Source organism: Streptomyces sp. LN549, assembly GCF_043203805.1.
Classification (GTDB): Bacteria; Actinomycetota; Actinomycetes; order Streptomycetales; family Streptomycetaceae; genus Streptomyces.
This window is the reverse complement of sequence record NZ_JAZHRI010000002.1, coordinates 5,692,503-5,709,701: the sequence shown is the minus strand read 5'-3', so window position 1 is coordinate 5,709,701 and position 17,199 is coordinate 5,692,503. Positions and strand designations below refer to the sequence as shown.

The window sequence follows — 17,199 nt, the reverse complement described above, 5'->3', positions numbered from 1 at the left end:
GAGAGTTCCTTGGCCACCGGTACGGAAACAGGCACGGATTCAGGCAATGATCCAGGCACGGCTCCGGGTGCGAAGCCACCACCGCCGGGCCGGGCGACGACCCGGGCGGCGGGCGTGCACCACCCCACGCGGGCCGCCATCACCGCACGCCATCTGCGGACCGACCGCTGGTGGCTGGCGCCCGCCGTCACGGCGGGCGGGCTGCTCGCCTTCATCGTCTACTCGACCTGGCGGGCGTTCTCGAACGCGGACTACTACGCCGCGCCCTACGTCTCGCCGTTCTACTCGCCCTGTCTGGCGGACAACTGCGCCCCCATGCGGCACGGCCCGAACTGGGACCTCTTCGGCAGCTGGTGGGGTCTGTCCCCCGCCCTGCTGATCCTGATCTTCCCGCTCGGCTTCCGGCTGACCTGCTACTACTACCGCAAGGCCTACTACCGGGGCTTCTGGGCCTCGCCCCCGGCCTGCGCGGTCGCCGAACCGCACCAGGCGTACAGCGGCGAGACCCGCTTCCCGCTGATCATGCAGAACATCCACCGGTACTTCTTCTACGCCGCGGTGCCGGTCGCCGGGATCCTCACGTACGACACCGTGCTCTCCTTCCGCGACGAGCACTACGCGTGGGGCCACATGGGTCTCGGCTCGCTGATCTTCCTGGTCAACATCACCCTGATCTGGGCGTACACCCTGTCCTGCCACTCCTGCCGGCACATCATCGGCGGCCGGCTGCGGCACTTCTCCAAGCACCCCGTGCGCTACCGGCTGTGGGGATGGGTGGGACGGCTCAACGCCCGTCACATGCTGCTCGCCTGGGCCTCGCTGATCAGCGTGGCGGCGTGCGACTTCTATGTGTACCTGGTCGCCTCCGGCGCCTTCGACGATCCGAGGTTTTTCTGAATGACTGAGCTCGAACGACAGCAGTGGGACGTCGTCGTGGTCGGTGCCGGAGGTGCCGGGCTGCGCGCCGCGATCGAGGCCCGGGAGCGCGGGGCCCGTACCGCCGTCATCTGCAAATCGCTCTTCGGCAAGGCGCACACGGTCATGGCGGAGGGCGGGATCGCCGCCTCCATGGGCAATGTGAACTCCGGGGACAACTGGCAGGTGCACTTCCGCGACACCATGCGCGGTGGCAAGTTCCTCAACCAGTGGCGGATGGCGGAACTGCACGCCAAGGAGGCGCCCGACCGGGTCTGGGAGCTGGAGACCTGGGGCGCGCTCTTCGACCGCACCCCCGAGGGAAAGATCTCCCAGCGCAACTTCGGCGGCCACGAGTACCCGCGCCTGGCGCACGTCGGGGACCGTACCGGCCTCGAACTGATCCGCACCCTCCAGCAGAAGATCGTCTCGCTCCAGCAGGAGGACGAACGCGAATTCGGTGACCACGAGGCGCGGTTGAAGGTCTTCCAGGAGTGCACCGTGACCCGCGTCCTGAAGGACGGGGACCGGGTCTCCGGGACCTTCTGCTACGAGCGCGAGACCGGCCGCTTCTTCGTGCTGGAGGCGCCCGCGGTCGTCCTCGCCACCGGCGGCATCGGCAAGTCCTTCAAGGTGACGTCGAACTCCTGGGAGTACACCGGCGACGGCCACGCGCTGGCCCTGCTCGCGGGCGCACCCCTGCTGAACATGGAGTTCGTGCAGTTCCACCCGACCGGCATGGTCTGGCCGCCCTCGGTCAAGGGCATCCTCGTCACCGAGTCGGTACGCGGTGACGGCGGGGTGCTGCGCAACTCCGAGGGCAAGCGGTTCATGTTCGACTACGTCCCCGACGTGTTCAAGGAGAAGTACGCGCAGTCGGAGGAGGAGGGCGACCGCTGGTACGAGGACCCGGACCACAACCGCCGCCCGCCCGAGCTGCTGCCGCGCGACGAGGTCGCCCGGGCCATCAACTCCGAGGTGAAGGCGGGCCGTGGGTCCCCGCACGGCGGGGTGTTCCTGGATGTGTCGACCCGGATGTCCGCGGAGCGGATCCGGCGCCGGCTGCCGTCGATGTACCACCAGTTCAAGGAGCTGGCGGACGTCGACATCACCGCCGAGGCCATGGAGGTGGGCCCGACCTGCCACTACGTGATGGGCGGCATAGCCGTCGACTCCGACACCGCGGCGGCCCTGGACGTACCCGGCCTGTTCGCGGCGGGCGAGGTGGCGGGCGGCATGCACGGCTCCAACCGGCTCGGCGGGAACTCCCTCTCCGACCTGCTGGTCTTCGGCCGGCGAGCCGGGCTGCACGCCGCCGGGTACGCCGGCTCCGTCGACGCCCTGCCCGTCGTGGACGAGGCCCAGATCGACGCCGCGGCCGCGGAGGCGCTGCGTCCGTTCAGCGCGGAGGACCTCGCCGAGGGTGTGCCGGCGGAGAATCCGTACACCCTGCACCAGGAACTCCAGCAGACGATGAACGATCTGGTCGGCATCATCCGGCGGGCCCCCGAGATGGAACAGGCCCTGGAGAAGCTGGCCGGACTGCGCGAGCGGGCCCGGCGCGCCGGGGTCGAGGGGCACCGGCAGTTCAACCCCGGCTGGCACCTCTCCCTGGACCTGCGGAACATGCTGCTGGTCAGCGAGTGCATCGCGCGGGCGGCCCTGGAGCGCACCGAGAGCCGCGGCGGCCACACCCGTGAGGACTGCCCGGGGATGGAGCGCTCCTGGCGCCCGGTCAATCTGCTGTGCCGGCCGGCCGACGACTCCGCCACACCGCTGGAGGGCCGGATCGACCTCGTACGCAAGGTGACCGACCCCATCCGTCCGGATCTGCTCTCCCTCTTCGAGAAGGAGGAGCTGGTCAAGTACCTCGCCGATGAGGAGCTCTACAAGTGAGCAGCTACGACGCACGGTTCAGGGTGTGGCGCGGGGACACCGACGGCGGCGGTCTGGAGGACTTCGAGGTCGAGGTCAACGACGGCGAGGTCGTGCTCGACATCATCCACCGCATCCAGGCCACCCAGGCGGGCGATCTGGCGGTGCGGTGGAACTGCAAGGCGGGCAAGTGCGGTTCGTGCAGCGCGGAGATCAACGGACGGCCGCGGCTGCTGTGCATGACGCGGATGTCGGTCTTCGGCCCTGAGGAGACGATCACGGTCACCCCGCTGCGGGCCTTCCCCGTGGTGCGCGACCTGGTGACGGACGTGTCCTTCAACTACACCAAGGCACGCGAGATCCCCGCCTTCGTCCCCCCGGAGGGGGTGAAGGCGGGCGAGTACCGGATGCAGCAGGTCGATGTGGACCGCTCGCAGGAGTTCCGCAAGTGCATCGAGTGCTTCCTGTGCCAGGACACCTGCCATGTGGTGCGCGACCACGAGGAGAACAAGGCGGCCTTCGCCGGTCCGCGCTTCCTGATGCGCGTCGCCGAGCTGGACATGCACCCCCTGGACGCCGCCGCCGAGGCCGGTCTCGACCGGAAGGCGACGGCCCAGGAGGAGCACGGGCTCGGCCTCTGCAACATCACGAAGTGCTGTACGGAGGTCTGCCCCGAGCACATCAAGATCACCGACAACGCGCTGATCCCGTTGAAGGAACGGGCGGTGGACCGCAAGTACGACCCGCTGGTGTGGCTGGGGAACAAGATCCGGCGGCGGGAAGCGACGTAGAGCAGGCGGACAGACGGTCAGCCGAGCAGCTTGACGATCGCGTCCGTGCTGTCCGTCTCACCGAGACGCGGGAAGATCCGCTCGACGCTGTTGTCGTGGGCCTCGGCGCTCATGTCGGTCACCGCGTCCGTGGCGACCGTGACGTGGTAGCCGTGCTCGTGCGCCGAGCGGGCGGTGGACTCGACGCCGATGCTGGTGGCGATCCCGGCCACCACGACCTGCGTGACGCCGCGGCGGCGCAGCTGGAGGTCGAGGTCGGTGCCGTAGAAGGCGCCCCACTGCTGCTTGGTGACGACGATGTCGCTCTCCTGCGGGCCGAGCTCGGGGACGATCTCGGCCCAGTCGGCAGCAGGCTGCCCGGACCGGGCGGGGCCGTCCGTGCGGCCGGGGGCGCCGCCGGTGACGCGGACCAGGACGACCGGCAGGCCCTTGGCCCGGAAGGCGTCGGCGAGGGTCGCGGCGCGGGCGACGACCTCGTCGGCGGGGTGGGCGGTCGGCAGACCGACGATGCCCTTCTGGAGGTCGACGACGATCAGGGCGCTCTTCGGGTCGAGGGTGGTGGCGCTCATGGTGGGGCTCCTTGCCGGTTGGTGCTCGGGGGGCTTGCGGGGATCAGGTACGGCCGCGCAGGGCGCGGTCGGTGACGGTGAGGACGATGAGCAGCACGCCCAGTACGGCGGCCACGCCGGCCATCAGGTGCAGGCCGTGGTCACCGGCCGACTGCCCGTACGCGAGCGCGATGAGGCTGGAGGCGGTGATGGCCCCTATGTACTGGGCGGTGCGCTGGAGGCCCGCGGCGGAGCCGATGGACTCGGGCGGGGCGTAGGCCTGGACGGCCGCCTGGTTGCTCGTGCCGATCAGCCCCTGCGGGACGCCGAAGCAGGCCCCGGCCAGCAGGAGGACGGCGACCGGGGTGTCGCCCGTGAGGAGGAACAGCAGTCCCGAGCCGGCGGTGAGCAGCACACAGGCCAGGGTGAGCGGCCCGCGGATGCCCTTCGTACGGGCGCCGAGCAGTGAACAGACCAGCGCGGCGACGGACATCGGCAGCATCAGCAGACCGGTGTGCCCGGACGAGTAGCCGCGGGCCTCCTCCAGCCACTGGGTGTACCCGTACATCACGACGTAGATCAGCAGGTAGCTGATCCCGTGCCGGAGGTACGTCCGCGAGAGCGCGGCGTTCGACACCAGCGTCCGCAGGTCGATGAAGGGCTCGGGGCAGTGCAGCTGCCACCGCACCAGCACGGCGGTCAGCACGGCGAACGGCGCGAGCAGCCACCACATCGGGTGGGCCAGGTCGAGCAGGAAGAAGACCAGCACGGTCAGCGCGGTGGCGAAGAGGCCGATGCCGAGCGGGTCCAGGCCGAGCCGGGGCGTGCTGCCGTCGGCGGCCCGCCCGCGCGGCGGGTCGGCGGGGATCCAGAGCAGGGCGGCCCCGAACGCCACCAGGGCGACCGGCACGTTGACGGCGAAGATGCCGCGCCAGCCGACCACCATGACCAGCAGCCCGCCGAGCGTGGGACCGACGGCCGCGCTGCCGAGCGCGGCGAAGGAGAGCCGGGCCAGCACGGGCCGCGGGGTGACCCGCCCGATCCGGGCCGACTCGTCGCGCAGCACCGCCATGGCGGCCGGGTAGGCGGCCGACGTACCGATGCCGAGCAGCAGCCGGGACACGATCAGCTCGCCGAAGCTCTGCGCGAGCGTGCCGACAAGACCGGAGGCGATGACGACGACCAGTCCGGCGAGGAAGACCCGGCGGGGGCCGAGGACGTCGGCGAGTTTCCCCAGGACGGGCTGGGCGACGGCGCTCGCCAGGTAGAGGACCGAGATCAGCCAGGCGGTGTCGGCGGCGCCGATGCCGAAGTGGTGCCCGATCGCCACGAGGGCGGTGGAGATCATGGTGGTGTTGAGCGGGTTGAGCAGCGAGCCGAGCAGCAGCGGGGCGGTGAGCCGGGCGCTGAACCCGGGGGCGGGGACCGTCTCCTGCGGGCCGGTCCCCAGGGCCGGCGCCACAGGCAGCGCGTCGCGCCCGGTCATGAACCGACCAGGCGCTCGATGAGGGCGGCGGCCTCGGCGACGGTGCGCCGCTCCGTCCCGTCCAGCTCGGCGGCGACCGCCTCCGCGAGCCAGTTGCGCTTGGCGGCCCGGACCTCGGCGAGAGTGGTGCGTCCCGCGTCCGTGACCGACATGACCGACTTGCGGCCGTCGACCGGATCGGGCGCCCGCTCGACGAGCCCCTGCTCCTCCAGGGCACCCAGGGTCAGCCGCATGGACTGGGGGCGCACGAACTCGGAGCGGGCCAGGTCGGCCGTGGTGGCGGGACCTCCGTCTTCCAGCCGGGCCAGCACCGAGCGCTGGGTCGGGGTCAGCAGACTCTCCGACGACGAGGAGCGCAGCCGCCGCAGCAGCCTGCCGACCACGGAGGCGAGCTGGTTCGCCACCTCCTCCGCGGTCGGGTCGGCGGGCACGGTTCCGGGCGCTTGCGTCATGCCTTCACCGTAAAAGATGTACAGGCCATCTTGCAAGGTTGCCTGTTGATTCGCGGGTCAGCCTTGCCCGCGCACGGCCCGCGATCTAGGGTGAATGCGCTTTCATAACGTGTAGGTCGATGGTTGTACCGATACGCGTCGGTACGGAAGAAGAAGCGGACGGTCGGTCGAGTGAGCGCCCCAACGGTCTACGACGTCGCGGAGCGGTCGGGCGTCTCCATCGCCACGGTTTCGCGGGTCTACCGCACCCCGGAATCAGTGCGCGCCCAGACCCGTGAGCGGGTCCTCGACGCGGCCCGCGAGCTCGGTTACGTACCGAGCGGCAGCGCGCGAGGGCTGGCGAGCCGCACCACCGGAGTGCTCGGCCTGTGTTTCCCGGACTACGCGGACCCGGACGCCGAGGCCGACGCCGAGGCGGACAGCGACGCCGACGACGCGGTAATGCTCTACTCCGACCAGATCATCCGCGGCATGGAGCGCGCGGCCCGGCGGCACGGGTACGCGCTGCTGATCGCGGCGTCCCTGGAGGGCGGCCCGGAGAGCCTGGTCGCGAAGGTCGCGGGGCGGGTCGACGGTTTCGCCGTCCTGGCGCAGACCGTGCCGACCGAGGACCTCGAGGTGATATCGCGCCGGCTGCCGGTGGTGATGCTCGCCGGTCCGCGCGAGATCGACCACCTCGACCACATCGTCGTCGCCAACGCCGACGGCGAACGCGAGCTGACCCGCCACCTGATCGAGGACCACGGCCTGCACCGGCTCGCCTTCGTCGGGGGCGACACCGATTCACCGGACGCGGAGGCGAGGTTCCGCGGCTTCCAGGAGGCGTGCCGGGACGCCGGCCTGCCGGTACCGGACGAGCCGGCCCTCCGGACGACGATGATGAAGCAGGCCGAGGGCGCGCAGGCGGCCGAGACCCTGCTGGACCGGGGCGGGGAGCGACCCGAGGCGATGCTCTTCGCCAACGACCAGATGGCGGTGGGCGCCCTGCGCGCTCTGGCCCGACGCGGTGTGCGGGTCCCCCAGGACATGGCGGTGACCGGCTTCGACGGGATCCCGCTCGGCCGGATCGTCCAGCCGGCGCTGACAACGGTGCGCCAGCCGATCCGCCGGCTGGGCGAGCAGGCGGTCGAGCTGCTGGTCGAGCGGCTGAACAACAGCGGCCGGGAACCGGTGTCGCTCACCCTCCCGGTCTCCGTGATCCGCCGGACCAGCTGCGGCTGCGGCTGACGGGCGCGCACACCCGTCAGTCACGGCGCACCCCCGCCGGCAGGAGCTGCGGCCGGGGGTGCGGCACGGAACCCAGCGGCCCGCCCTCACGCCCGGCCGTCGCCTCCGCGCCCCGTTTCCGCAGGGGCAGGCCTGTCGACGGCCTCGGGCCACTTCTTGCGGGCGCCCTGCCGGGTGATCCCCCAGGCGGCGCCCAGCTGCTCATAGTTCGCCCCGTAGGAGCCGGCGGTCCTCGCCGCGATCGCCGTCAGCCGCTTGACCTCCGCGTCGACCGCCTTCCAGGTGGCGAGGACCGACAGGGTCACCTGGACGGGGTCGGCGTCCCACATCTGCCCTTCGGGGAGCCCGGTCTCGCGGGCGCGCACGGCTGCGGCAAGCGGTTCGAGGGCCTCATAGAGGGCCTTGTCGAGCGCGATCTGTTCCTCAGGGGTGATCTCAGGCAGCGTCATGTCGACAACTTTAGTTACCGGATGGCGATTCGACAACCAAAGTTACCCACCCCTTCGCGACTGCCCGCGCCCGCTACGCCAGCCACTTCCCGAAGAACCCCCGCCGCGCCTCCACCAGCCCGGCCTCGTCCCGCGCCAGCCCCTCGTACTCGAAGTGCCCCGCCGGCAGCACCAGCAGCTCCCGCTCCCCCGCCAGCGCGTTGTACACGGCGAACTGGCCCGGCGGTGGCACGGACGGGTCGAACAGCGCCGCGGCCACGAGCGTCGGCTGCCCCACGAACTCCGCGGCCGTGGCGGCGTCGAAGTACCGCAGCACGTCCACGACCCCGGGATGCCTGAGGTGATACCCGCGCACCGACTCCCCGCTCCCCGCGCAGGGCAGCGTGAGCCGCAGGGGGTGGTTCCCGAACGTCGGCACGGTCAGCTGCGCCGCCGCGAACCGGTCGTCCCACGGCAGGGCCAGCGCTCCGAGCCCTCCGCCGAAGCTCTCCCCGAGGTAGCCCAGCCGGCCCGTCCCCGCGAGTCCCGGCACCAGTTCCCCGAGCGCGGACGCCGCGCACCACAGGTCCGCCACGCAGTCGCCGATGACGTAGGTGTCGCGCGACTCGATGCCGTGCAGCACGTGCTCCGCCGAGACCTCGGGGATGCCCGCCACGAGACCGCGCGCCCCCGTCCCGCGTACGCACGGCAGGATCGCGGCCGACGACGGCAGGGGCAGCGGCACATCGGTCCCGGGATCCTGACGCCCTCCGTACCCGTGCCCGATGACGAACCCGTGGCGCACCGGCTCCGCCGCCGGACCCTCCACCGGCAGCGCCAGCCAGCCGCCGAGGCGCACTCCGCCCACCGAGGTGTACGTCACACCGTGGATCCGCACGCCGTCGCGCTCGTCCTCCAGCGGCCCGAGCTCCGGGTCCGTGACGACCTCACGGGCCTCTACGTACCGGGCCCGCCAGAAGTCGGCGAAGCCGTCCGGCACGGGCGGCGCCGGCACGGCCATCAGCTCGTCGAGGGTGCGCCCGTAGGCCGGATCAAAAGGGAAGTCATGGGTGAACGAAGTCATGATCACGACAGTATCCCCGCCCCCGCGCACGACACAGCCCCTGTTCCGCCTTGGAATCAATCATGCGGAATCGGTCACACCCCCACCTTTTCCGCAAACGCCACGCTTACCGTTCCAAGTTGAACATTCAGATGTCCGGCACGTTGCACGAGTGTGACCTAGCACCCTCTTGCGGATTCCCGAATCTCTGCCGCAGAGTGATGTATGCGCTTACAGGCAGCGCATACATCCGGATTGCTCAAGGAGGAGCCCTCCATGTCCCGCACCGCCAGAAACGCCTCCACCGGCATCGGAATCGCAGTCGTGCTCGCCCTCGGCCTCACCGCCTGCGGCAGCTCCGGTGGCGAGGACGTCGCCGCGGACAAGAAGCAGACGCTCACCGTCTGGGCCATGGGGGCCGAGGGCGAGAAGCTCGCGGATGTGGCCAAGGTGTACGAGAAGGCCAACCCGAACATCACCGTCAAGGTGACCCCGGTCGGCTGGGACGTCGCCCACCAGAAGCTCGTCTCCGCGGCCGCCGCCGGCACCATGCCGGACGTGGCGCAGATGGGCGGGAGCTACATGGGCGAGTTCTCCGAGCTCGGTGTGCTGGAGCCGGTCGACACCAAGACCTTCCAGGAGAAGGACTTCTTCCCGGCCGGCTGGCAGCAGGGCGAGGTGGACGGCCAGGCGTACGGCGTGCCGTGGTACGTCGACACCCGCGTCCTCTACTACCGCACCGACCTGGCCGAGAAGGCCGGCATCACCAAGGCTCCGACCAACTGGAAGGAGATGCAGGACCTCGCCACCGCGTACCAGAAGAAGGCCGGGACCAAGTGGGGCCTGTCCATCCAGCCCAGCGGCCTGGACACGGTGCAGAACTTCTACTCCTTCCTGTACTCGGCCGGCGGCGAGATCGTCAATGACAAGGGCGAGGCCGTCATCGACAGCCCCGAGGCCGTCAAGGCGCTCAAGGAGTACGGCTCGTACTTCGACAAGGGGCTCTCCAACAAGTCCGTGCAGCCCGGCTACGACGTCGTGAAGGACTTCGGCAACGGCCGCGTCCCGATGTTCTTCGGCGGCCCCTGGCACGTCACCCTGCTGAACGAGGGCCAGCCGCAGCTCAAGGGCAAGTGGGCGGTGGCCGCCGTCCCCGCCGACAAGTCCTCCACCTCGATGGCCGGCGGCTCCTCCCTGGTGATCTCCAAGGACAGCGAGCACAAGGCCGCGGCCACCGAGTTCATCAAGTACCTGACGGACACCAAGGGCCAGGCCGACTGGTACAAGCGCACCAAGGACCTGCCGGCGAACACCGCCGCCTGGACCTCGGGTGACCTCGCCGCCGACGCCGATCTGCAGATCTTCAAGAAGCAGATGGACACCGCCAAGTCCTCCCCGTCGCTGCCCAACCTGAGCGAGATCACCGACAAGGTCGACCAGGCCATAGCGAAGGTGACCCAGGGCAAGGCGTCCGCCGAGGACGCGCTGAAGACCGCGCAGTCCGAGATCGAAGGCCTCGTGAAGTAGGAGCCATGAGCACCACGACCGGAAAGGCCGCGCAGCCGGCCAAGGTGCAGGCCGGGCCGGGGACCACGTCCCCGGCCGCCGGGCCGAAGGGTTCGCGAAGCCGCAGGAAGCCCTCGATGGGCGTGCAGAACATGGCCGGCTGGCTGTTCTCCACCCCCTTCCTCGTGCTCTTCCTCGTCTTCATGGCCGTCCCGATCATCGCCACGCTGGTGATGAGCTTCACGGACTTCGGGCTGCGCAACGTGACGCACCCGCTGGACGCGAACTTCATCGGCTTCGAGAACTACACCAAGCTGTTCAGCGACGAGAAGTTCCTCAAGTCACTGTTCAACACGGCGTACTTCGTGGTCGTCGGCGTCCCGCTGACGATCCTCCTCGGGCTGGTCGTCGCCGTACTGCTGAACAACGGCATCGACCGGGCGAGGACCTTCTTCCGCGTCGGTTTCTACGCCCCGGTCGTCACCACCATCGTCGCGGTCGCCGTCGTCTGGCGCTTCGTACTCGATCCGAGCGACGGTCTCGTCGCGGGCCTCTTCTCCGAAGTGGGCCTCACGGCGCCGGACTTCCTCGGATCCGAGAAGCTCGCCATGCCTTCGATGATCGCGATGGCGGTCTGGCGCAACCTCGGCACGGTCATGGTGCTCTTCATCGCCGGTCTGCAGGCCATCCCCACCGAGGTGCGGGAGGCGGCGCGGCTGGACGGTGCGAACGTCTGGCAGGAGTTCAAGGGCATCACCGTCCCGCTGCTGCGGCCCACGCTGCTCTACGCCACGGTGATCACCACCATCGGCTACCTCAACGTGTTCGAGGAGCCCTTCGTGATGACGCAGGGCGGCCCCTCGGACTCGACGCTCACCGTCTCGCTGAACATGTACCGCGAGGGCTTCAACTTCTTCCACATGGGCTATGCGAGCGCCATGGCGTATGTCCTCTTCGTAGTGATCATGGGCATCACGGTGCTGCAGCTCCGACTGCTGAAGGACAACACGAAATGAGCGCCACCAGTGCACCGGGCGCCGTCTCGACGGCGCCGTCGAAGAAGCCCGGGGACGACGGGCGGCCGGGCCGCGCCAAGCGGCCGCGTTCGCTGAAGCGGGTCCTCGTCTACGTCCTGCTCTCGCTCGGTCTGCTGATCATGTCGGCGCCGTTCCTGTGGATGGCGCTGTCCGCGTTCAAGACGACGAGCGAGCTGACCGCGAGCCCGCCGGTCTGGATCCCGACCGAGTGGACCCTGGACAACTTCCGGGACCTGCTCGACAAGCTGGACCTGCCGCTGTACTTCATGAACTCGGTGATCGTCGCGGTGCTGGTCACCGTCTCGAACCTGGTGTTCTGCTCGATGCTCGGGTACGCCCTGGCCAAGCTGAAGTTCGCCGGCCGCGACAAGATCTTCGGTCTGGTGCTCGGCGCCCTCATGGTGCCCGGCAACCTCATGCTCCTGCCGCTGTTCGTGCTGATGAGCAAGATGGGCCTGATCGACTCGTACGCCGGTCTGGTGCTGCCGTTCGCGGCGGGAGCCTTCGGTGTCTTCCTGATGCGCCAGTTCATGCAGTCGATCCCGGACGAGCTGCTGGAAGCGGCCCGGATGGACGGCGCCGGAGAGTGGTACATCTTCTGGCGGATCGTGATGCCGCTGGTGAAGCCCGCCCTGGCGACGCTGTCGATCTTCACGTTCCTGGGGTCCTGGAACAACTTCGTCTGGCCGCTCATCGCGACCAACGACCCGGACAAGTACACCCTGCCGGTCGCCCTGGCGACGTTCGCCACCGACCCGAACAAGGCGGGCGGCTCCAACGGCATGCTGATGGCCGGGTCCTTCCTGATCGTGCTGCCGGTCCTGGTCGTGTTCATCGCGCTCCAGCGGCACTTCACCCAGGGCATCGCCACGGCGGGCATGAAGTAGCCCGCCCGCCCCACCCATACGTACGAGGCCGCGCACCCCACCTCCCCCAGCCGGCCGCCCCCTTCACGCACCAGAAAGACAGTTTGCGATGACTCACACCCAGGTCCCGTTCCCCGAAGGTTTCCTGTGGGGCGCCTCCACGGCCGCCCACCAGATCGAGGGCAACAACACCAACAGCGACTGGTGGGTCAAGGAACACACCGCGGGCACCCACATCCAGGAGCCCAGCCTGGACGCCTGCGACAGCTACCACCGCTGGCACGAGGACATGGACGTGCTGGCCGGACTGGGCTTCACCGACTACCGGTTCTCCATCGAGTGGGCCCGCATCGAGCCCGCCGAGGGGCAGTTCTCCCGGGCCGAGCTCGCCCACTACCGCCGGATGGTCGAGGGCGCCATCGAGCGCGGACTGCGCCCCATGGTCACCCTGCACCACTTCACCGTCCCCCAGTGGTTCGAGGCCCGCGGCGGCTTCACCGCCGAGGGCGCGACCGAGCTCTTCGCCCGTTACGTCGCGGCCTGTGCACCGGTCATCCGCGAAGGCGTCAGCCACGTGTGCACCATCAACGAGCCGAACATGATCGCCGTCATGGCGGGCCAGGCCAAGCGCGGCGACATCGGCTTCCCGCCCGCCGGTCTGCCGACCCCGGACGACGAGACCACCGTGGCCGTGATCGCCGCCCACCACGCGGCCGTCAAGGAGGTCAAGGCGATCAACGCCGACATCCAGGTCGGCTGGACCATCGCCAACCAGGTCTACCAGGCCCTCCCCGGCGCCGAGGAGATCACCGCGGCCTACCGCCACCCCCGCGAGGACGTCTTCATCGAGGCCGCCCGCGGCGACGACTGGATCGGGGTGCAGTCCTACACCCGGACGAAGATCGGCACCGACGGCCCGATCCCCACCTCGGACGACGTCGAGCGCACCCTCACGCAGTGGGAGTACTACCCCTCCGCCGTCGGCTACGCCCTGCGCCACACCGCCGACATCGTTGGCCACGACGTGCCGCTGATCGTCACCGAGAACGGCATCGCCACCGACGTGGACAGCCGCCGCATCGACTACTACACCGGCGCGCTGAACGAGGTCGCCTCCGCGCTGGAGGACGGCCTCAACATCCAGGGCTACCTGGCCTGGAGCGCGCTCGACAACTACGAGTGGGGCTCCTACAAGCCCACCTTCGGCCTCATCGGCTGGAACCCGGAGACGTTCGAGCGGCTGCCGAAGCCGTCCGCCGTCTGGCTGGGCGAGATGGGCCGCACCCGCGCGCTGCCGCGCAACGCCGGCTGAGCCTCCGACCCCGGCCCCATGACCGGGAGCTCCTGACGGCTCCCGCTCGTACGGGAGCCGGCGGAACCTGACATCCGCCGGTTCCCGTACCGCAGTACCGCAGGAAAGCACCACCGCACCGGCGCGGTCCGGGCCCCACAGCCCGGGCCGTGCCGGCAGCCGTACCCGAGAACGGCACCGGAGGCGCGTCGCCGCCGCCCACCGGGAGCTGGACCTTCCCCCTGAAGGGTGGGGCTTCACCGGCGCCCCGGCTCTCCGGAGCGCCTCAGCATCTGAGCCGCGCGGCCGGCCACCGGCTGTCGGGTCAGTGCCAGCCCTCCCGGTACGCGGCCCAGTCGCCGTCCCGCGCGGCGAAGTCGACGTAGAGCGCCACCCCGAACCGTTCCCGGCCGCGGTCCGTGCGCCCCAGCCCCAGCCTGGTGCCGCGGACCGCGGCCGCGACCGTCTCAGCCGACGCGTGGTGGCCCAGGTCGTTCTCGTGGAAGAACGGCAGCCCCATCAGCAGATCGGTGTCGCGGGGCGTCACTTCGAGCGCCAGCGACGTCTGTTCGGCGACATATCCGCCGTACAGCCCTTCCAGCGGCATCCAGGTGTCGTACGACATCACGGCGATCTGGTCCACCCTGCGGGCCACCTGCCCGAAGTACTTCTGCGACCACCACTTGCCCCGGCCGGTGACCGCCCCGAGGACGGTCTGCGCGGCGGGCAGCGGGTCGATCTGGTGGGCCGCCACGGAGAGCGGCACCCCGCGCGCCCGGGTGAGCGCGCGCAGGTCGTCCAGGAGCGAGAGGTAGTGCGCGTCGCCGGAGTGCAGCGGTTCCAGGTCGAAGTGCACCCCGTCGAACCCGCCGTCCAGGATCTGCCGCGCGGAGCCCACGACCGCGTCGCGGGACGCGGCACGCTCCAGACGCAGCCCGTCGGGCCCCTCGCTCGCCAGCCTGTCCCCGAGCCAGGCCTGGACGCGGATACCGGGCATGGTGCGGTGCACGGCGTCGATCAGCCAGTGGGCCCGCGGGTAGCGGGAGGCGGGGAGAGTGCCGTCGTGCTCCAGCGGCCCGGCGTGGACGTACAGGTCCTTGATGCCCGTGCCCTTGATCCGGGCCGCGAACGCGGCGAGGTCGGCGTCCTTCTTCCGGCCGTCGACCCAGGCGTGCCCCAGCCAGATGGCGTCGCGGCCCCGGGTCCGGGTCCCGTCCCCGGGATCGCCGGTGAAGTTGAGCCGCAGCGCGACGCCCGCGGTGAGGACCGGCACCACGATCACCAGGACCAGCCCCAGCGCGATCCGCCGCGGCCAGGTCCAGCGGAACCGGGCCGCCCGGCTCCGTACCGCGGCGTACGCCCGCCCCATTCGCCCACGCACGTGCGCGCCCCCTGCAAGTCTCGATGGCTCCATGTACCCCGGCTGTACGAACAGCGGCCCGTTTCCCTCGGTGTGGCGCGCCCGTACGAACAGCAGGACGCACCTGGTCCGGGGACCGTTCCCGGGCGGGCCGCCCGGGGCGTCTGCCGGGTCGCGGGGCACCAGGGGCGGACATAGCCTCACAAACGTGATGCCGCCTGTGAGCCGAACCCGGATCCTCATACCGGGCCGGGCCCTGCTCGCCGTGCTGTTGACGGTGTGCTGGCTGGCCCTCGCCCCCGCGCCGACCGCGCGCGCCGACGGACCGATCACACTGTCCCGCGACGGACAGATCACCGACAGGGTGGGCGCGCTCGGGGACCGCAAGGCCCAGGTGACCACCGCGCTCGACCAGCTCTACGACCAGCGCCGCATCCAGCTCTTCGTGGCCTACGTCCGTGACTTCTCCGGGCGCTCGGCGCAGGACTGGGCCGACGAGACGGCCGACCGCAACGGGCTCGGCCGCGACGACGTGCTGCTGGCCGTCGCCACCCACGACCGGCAGTACGCCTACTCCGTCGACCAGGACTCCCGCCTTACCGACGCACAGCTCCAGGACGTGGCGAGCACCGCCATCGAGCCGGCGCTCAAGGAGAACGACTGGGCGGGCGCCGCGATCGGGGCCGCCAACGGGTACTCCGCAGTCCTGGCCGGTTCGCCCGTCCCCACCCCGACCATCACCCCGGGCGCCGACGACCCCGGCACGGGAAGCTCCGGCGGGACGAGTGCCGGGGACCTGGTGCTGCCGATCGTCCTCGTCGGCGGTGTCGGGGCGGTCGCCGCGTACGCCTTCACCCGGCGTAAGCGGCGCGCCACCACCCGTACGACACCCGGCGCGACGGGCTGGGGTCCGGCCGGAGCCGGGCGGGGCGAACCGGAGCAGCCGCCCACCGCCCTCCCCGAGCTCGACGCGCAGGCCAAGGAGACGCTCGTCGACACGGACGACGCGGTCCGCACGAGCGACGAGGAACTCGGATTCGCCACCGCCCAGTTCGGCGAGGAGGCGGCCGCGCCGTTCACCGAGGCGGTCACCTATGCCAAGGGCGAGCTGACGGCGGCCTTCCGGCTGCGTCAGCAGCTCGACGACGCCTTCCCCGAGGACGACGCCACCCGCCGCCGGATGCTGGACGAGATCATCAGCCGCTGCGCGGAGGCCAACGCGCGGCTGGACGCGGTCTCCGAGGACTTCGACCGGCTGCGGGAACTGGAACGCAACGCCCCGCAGGCGCTGGCGGCGGCCGAGACCGCGTTCCGTGCGCTCGCCGGCCGGGTCTCCGCCGCGGAGGCCACGCTCGCCACGCTGCGCGACCGTTACGCGGAGTCGGCGTCGGCCCCCGTCGTGGCCGGCATCGAGCAGGCCAAGGACCGGCTCGTCTTCGCGACGTCGTCGCTCAACCGGGCCCGGCAGGCGGCGGACGGCAGCGACCACTCAGCGGCGGCGGTGTACGTACGGGCCACGGAGGGTGCGGTCGGCCAGGCGGCCACGCTCGTCGACGCCGTCGACCGGCGCGCGCGGGAACTGGACGAGGCGGCGGCCGGACTGCCGGCCGCGCTCACGGAGACGGAGACGGACCTGGCGGACGCGGGAGGGCTGCTGGAGGGCACGTCCGAGGGGGTGTCCACCGCGGACCTCCGCGGCCGGATCGCCCGCGCGCAGTCCGTGGCCCGCGATGTGCGGGAGGAGATGGGTGCCGGTCCGTACGACCCGATCGACGCCCTGCGCCGGGTGGAGGAGGCGGACACGGCACTGGACGAGGCGCTGGCCGGTGCGCGTGAGCAGGAGCAGGGCAACCAGCGGGCCCGAGCCCTGCTCGACCAGACGATGCTCACCGCACGGTCGGCGATCGGCGCCGCCGCCGACTACGTCACCACCAACCGGGGCGCGGTCGGCAGCGAGGCCCGGACCCGGCTGGCGGAGGCCCAGCGGCGGCTGGAGCGGGCCCGCGAGCTGGCCGGGACGGACGATCCGCAGGCCGCGCTGGCCGAGGCACAGCGGGCGGACGCGCTGGCCGGGGAGGCGCGGAGCCTCGCGGAGCAGGACGTGCGCGCGTACGGGGGCCGGGGCGGCCCGGGGGGCGGGATACCGGGAGGCGGTGGGGGCATGGGCGGCGCGGTCCTCGGCGGGATCATCCTCGGCGGACTCCTGGGTGGCGGAGGCGGCCGGGGAGGCGGGTTCGGGGGCGGCGGTTTCGGCGGGGGTTTCGGCGGGGGCGGCGGGCCGGGCAGCTTCGGCGGCGGGGGCACCCGCGGCCGGCGGGGCGGCGGCGGCCGCTTCTGAACGAGGCCCACAGCCG

The 17,199-nt window shown here is 71.0% G+C and carries 15 protein-coding genes; 9 read left to right on the top strand and 6 right to left on the bottom strand.

All coding sequences use genetic code 11. The features are described 5' to 3' along the window. Window positions 1-9: 9 nt before the first annotated feature. The 3 genes from SH922_RS26035 to SH922_RS26025 are packed head-to-tail and all read left to right on the top strand — an operon-like array spanning window position 10 to window position 3,581. Complete coding sequence (locus tag SH922_RS26035; protein ID WP_393060264.1) at window positions 10-897, top strand: hypothetical protein; 888 nt, start codon at window positions 10-12, stop codon at window positions 895-897. Continuing rightward, complete coding sequence (locus SH922_RS26030; RefSeq protein WP_393060263.1) at window positions 898-2,811, top strand: fumarate reductase/succinate dehydrogenase flavoprotein subunit; 1,914 nt, start codon at window positions 898-900, stop codon at window positions 2,809-2,811. Further along, the gene (locus SH922_RS26025; protein WP_393060262.1) at window positions 2,808-3,581 is read left to right on the top strand and encodes a succinate dehydrogenase/fumarate reductase iron-sulfur subunit; all 774 of its coding nucleotides are present in this window, start codon (window positions 2,808-2,810) and stop codon (window positions 3,579-3,581) included. The genes SH922_RS26030 and SH922_RS26025 overlap by 4 nt, the downstream gene beginning before the upstream one ends. Window positions 3,582-3,598: 17 nt before the next feature. On the opposite strand, the gene SH922_RS26020 is transcribed toward SH922_RS26025, so the two are convergent. From SH922_RS26020 to SH922_RS26010, 3 genes are read right to left on the bottom strand one after another with little or no spacing between them, the layout of a single operon-like run. Next, window positions 3,599-4,150, bottom strand: coding sequence for an isochorismatase family protein (locus SH922_RS26020; RefSeq protein WP_393060261.1), 552 nt, complete (start codon window positions 4,148-4,150; stop codon window positions 3,599-3,601). A gap of 43 nt (window positions 4,151-4,193) precedes the next feature. Then, entirely contained in the window at window positions 4,194-5,615 is a 1,422-nt protein-coding gene (locus tag SH922_RS26015) for an MFS transporter (protein WP_393060260.1), read from the bottom strand. Further along, the gene (locus SH922_RS26010; protein WP_393060259.1) at window positions 5,612-6,067 is read right to left on the bottom strand and encodes a MarR family winged helix-turn-helix transcriptional regulator; all 456 of its coding nucleotides are present in this window, start codon (window positions 6,065-6,067) and stop codon (window positions 5,612-5,614) included. Before SH922_RS26010 ends, SH922_RS26015 begins: the two co-directional genes overlap by 4 nt. 171 nt (window positions 6,068-6,238) lie before the next feature. On the opposite strand from SH922_RS26010, the gene SH922_RS26005 reads away from it, so the two are divergent. Next, window positions 6,239-7,294, top strand: a complete 1,056-nt coding sequence (locus SH922_RS26005; RefSeq protein WP_393060258.1) for a LacI family DNA-binding transcriptional regulator — start codon at window positions 6,239-6,241, stop codon at window positions 7,292-7,294. Window positions 7,295-7,380: 86 nt separating this feature from the next. Here SH922_RS26005 and SH922_RS26000 read toward each other — a convergent pair whose 3' ends face one another. Beyond that, window positions 7,381-7,743, bottom strand: a complete 363-nt coding sequence (locus SH922_RS26000; protein ID WP_393060257.1) for a hypothetical protein — start codon at window positions 7,741-7,743, stop codon at window positions 7,381-7,383. Window positions 7,744-7,816: 73 nt separating this feature from the next. Then, a complete protein-coding gene (locus SH922_RS25995) occupies window positions 7,817-8,806 on the bottom strand; it encodes an acetylxylan esterase (protein WP_393060256.1) in 990 nt (329 codons plus the stop codon). Window positions 8,807-9,061: 255 nt separating this feature from the next. On the opposite strand from SH922_RS25995, the gene SH922_RS25990 reads away from it, so the two are divergent. From SH922_RS25990 to SH922_RS25975, 4 genes are all read left to right on the top strand, one after another. After that, entirely contained in the window at window positions 9,062-10,312 is a 1,251-nt protein-coding gene (locus SH922_RS25990) for a sugar ABC transporter substrate-binding protein (protein ID WP_393060255.1), read from the top strand. 5 nt (window positions 10,313-10,317) lie between these two features. Further along, the gene (locus SH922_RS25985; protein ID WP_393060254.1) at window positions 10,318-11,307 is read left to right on the top strand and encodes a carbohydrate ABC transporter permease; all 990 of its coding nucleotides are present in this window, start codon (window positions 10,318-10,320) and stop codon (window positions 11,305-11,307) included. Then, window positions 11,304-12,215 carry a carbohydrate ABC transporter permease gene (locus SH922_RS25980; protein WP_393060253.1) on the top strand — a complete coding sequence of 304 codons (912 nt, stop codon included), beginning with the start codon at window positions 11,304-11,306 and terminating at the stop codon, window positions 12,213-12,215. Before SH922_RS25985 ends, SH922_RS25980 begins: the two co-directional genes overlap by 4 nt. Before the next feature lie 88 nt (window positions 12,216-12,303). Further along, window positions 12,304-13,506: a glycoside hydrolase family 1 protein gene (locus tag SH922_RS25975; RefSeq protein ID WP_393060252.1), complete on the top strand. Its 1,203-nt coding sequence runs from the start codon at window positions 12,304-12,306 to the stop codon at window positions 13,504-13,506. A 304-nt stretch (window positions 13,507-13,810) separates the two neighbouring features. On the opposite strand, the gene SH922_RS25970 is transcribed toward SH922_RS25975, so the two are convergent. Then, window positions 13,811-14,899 (bottom strand): hypothetical protein, encoded by a 1,089-nt coding sequence (locus SH922_RS25970; RefSeq protein WP_393060251.1) that lies wholly within the window; start codon window positions 14,897-14,899, stop codon window positions 13,811-13,813. Between the two features lie 166 nt (window positions 14,900-15,065). Here SH922_RS25970 and SH922_RS25965 point away from each other — a divergent pair, with 166 nt between their 5' ends. Next, a complete protein-coding gene (locus SH922_RS25965) occupies window positions 15,066-17,183 on the top strand; it encodes a TPM domain-containing protein (protein ID WP_393060250.1) in 2,118 nt (705 codons plus the stop codon). Window positions 17,184-17,199: the final 16 nt, after the last annotated feature.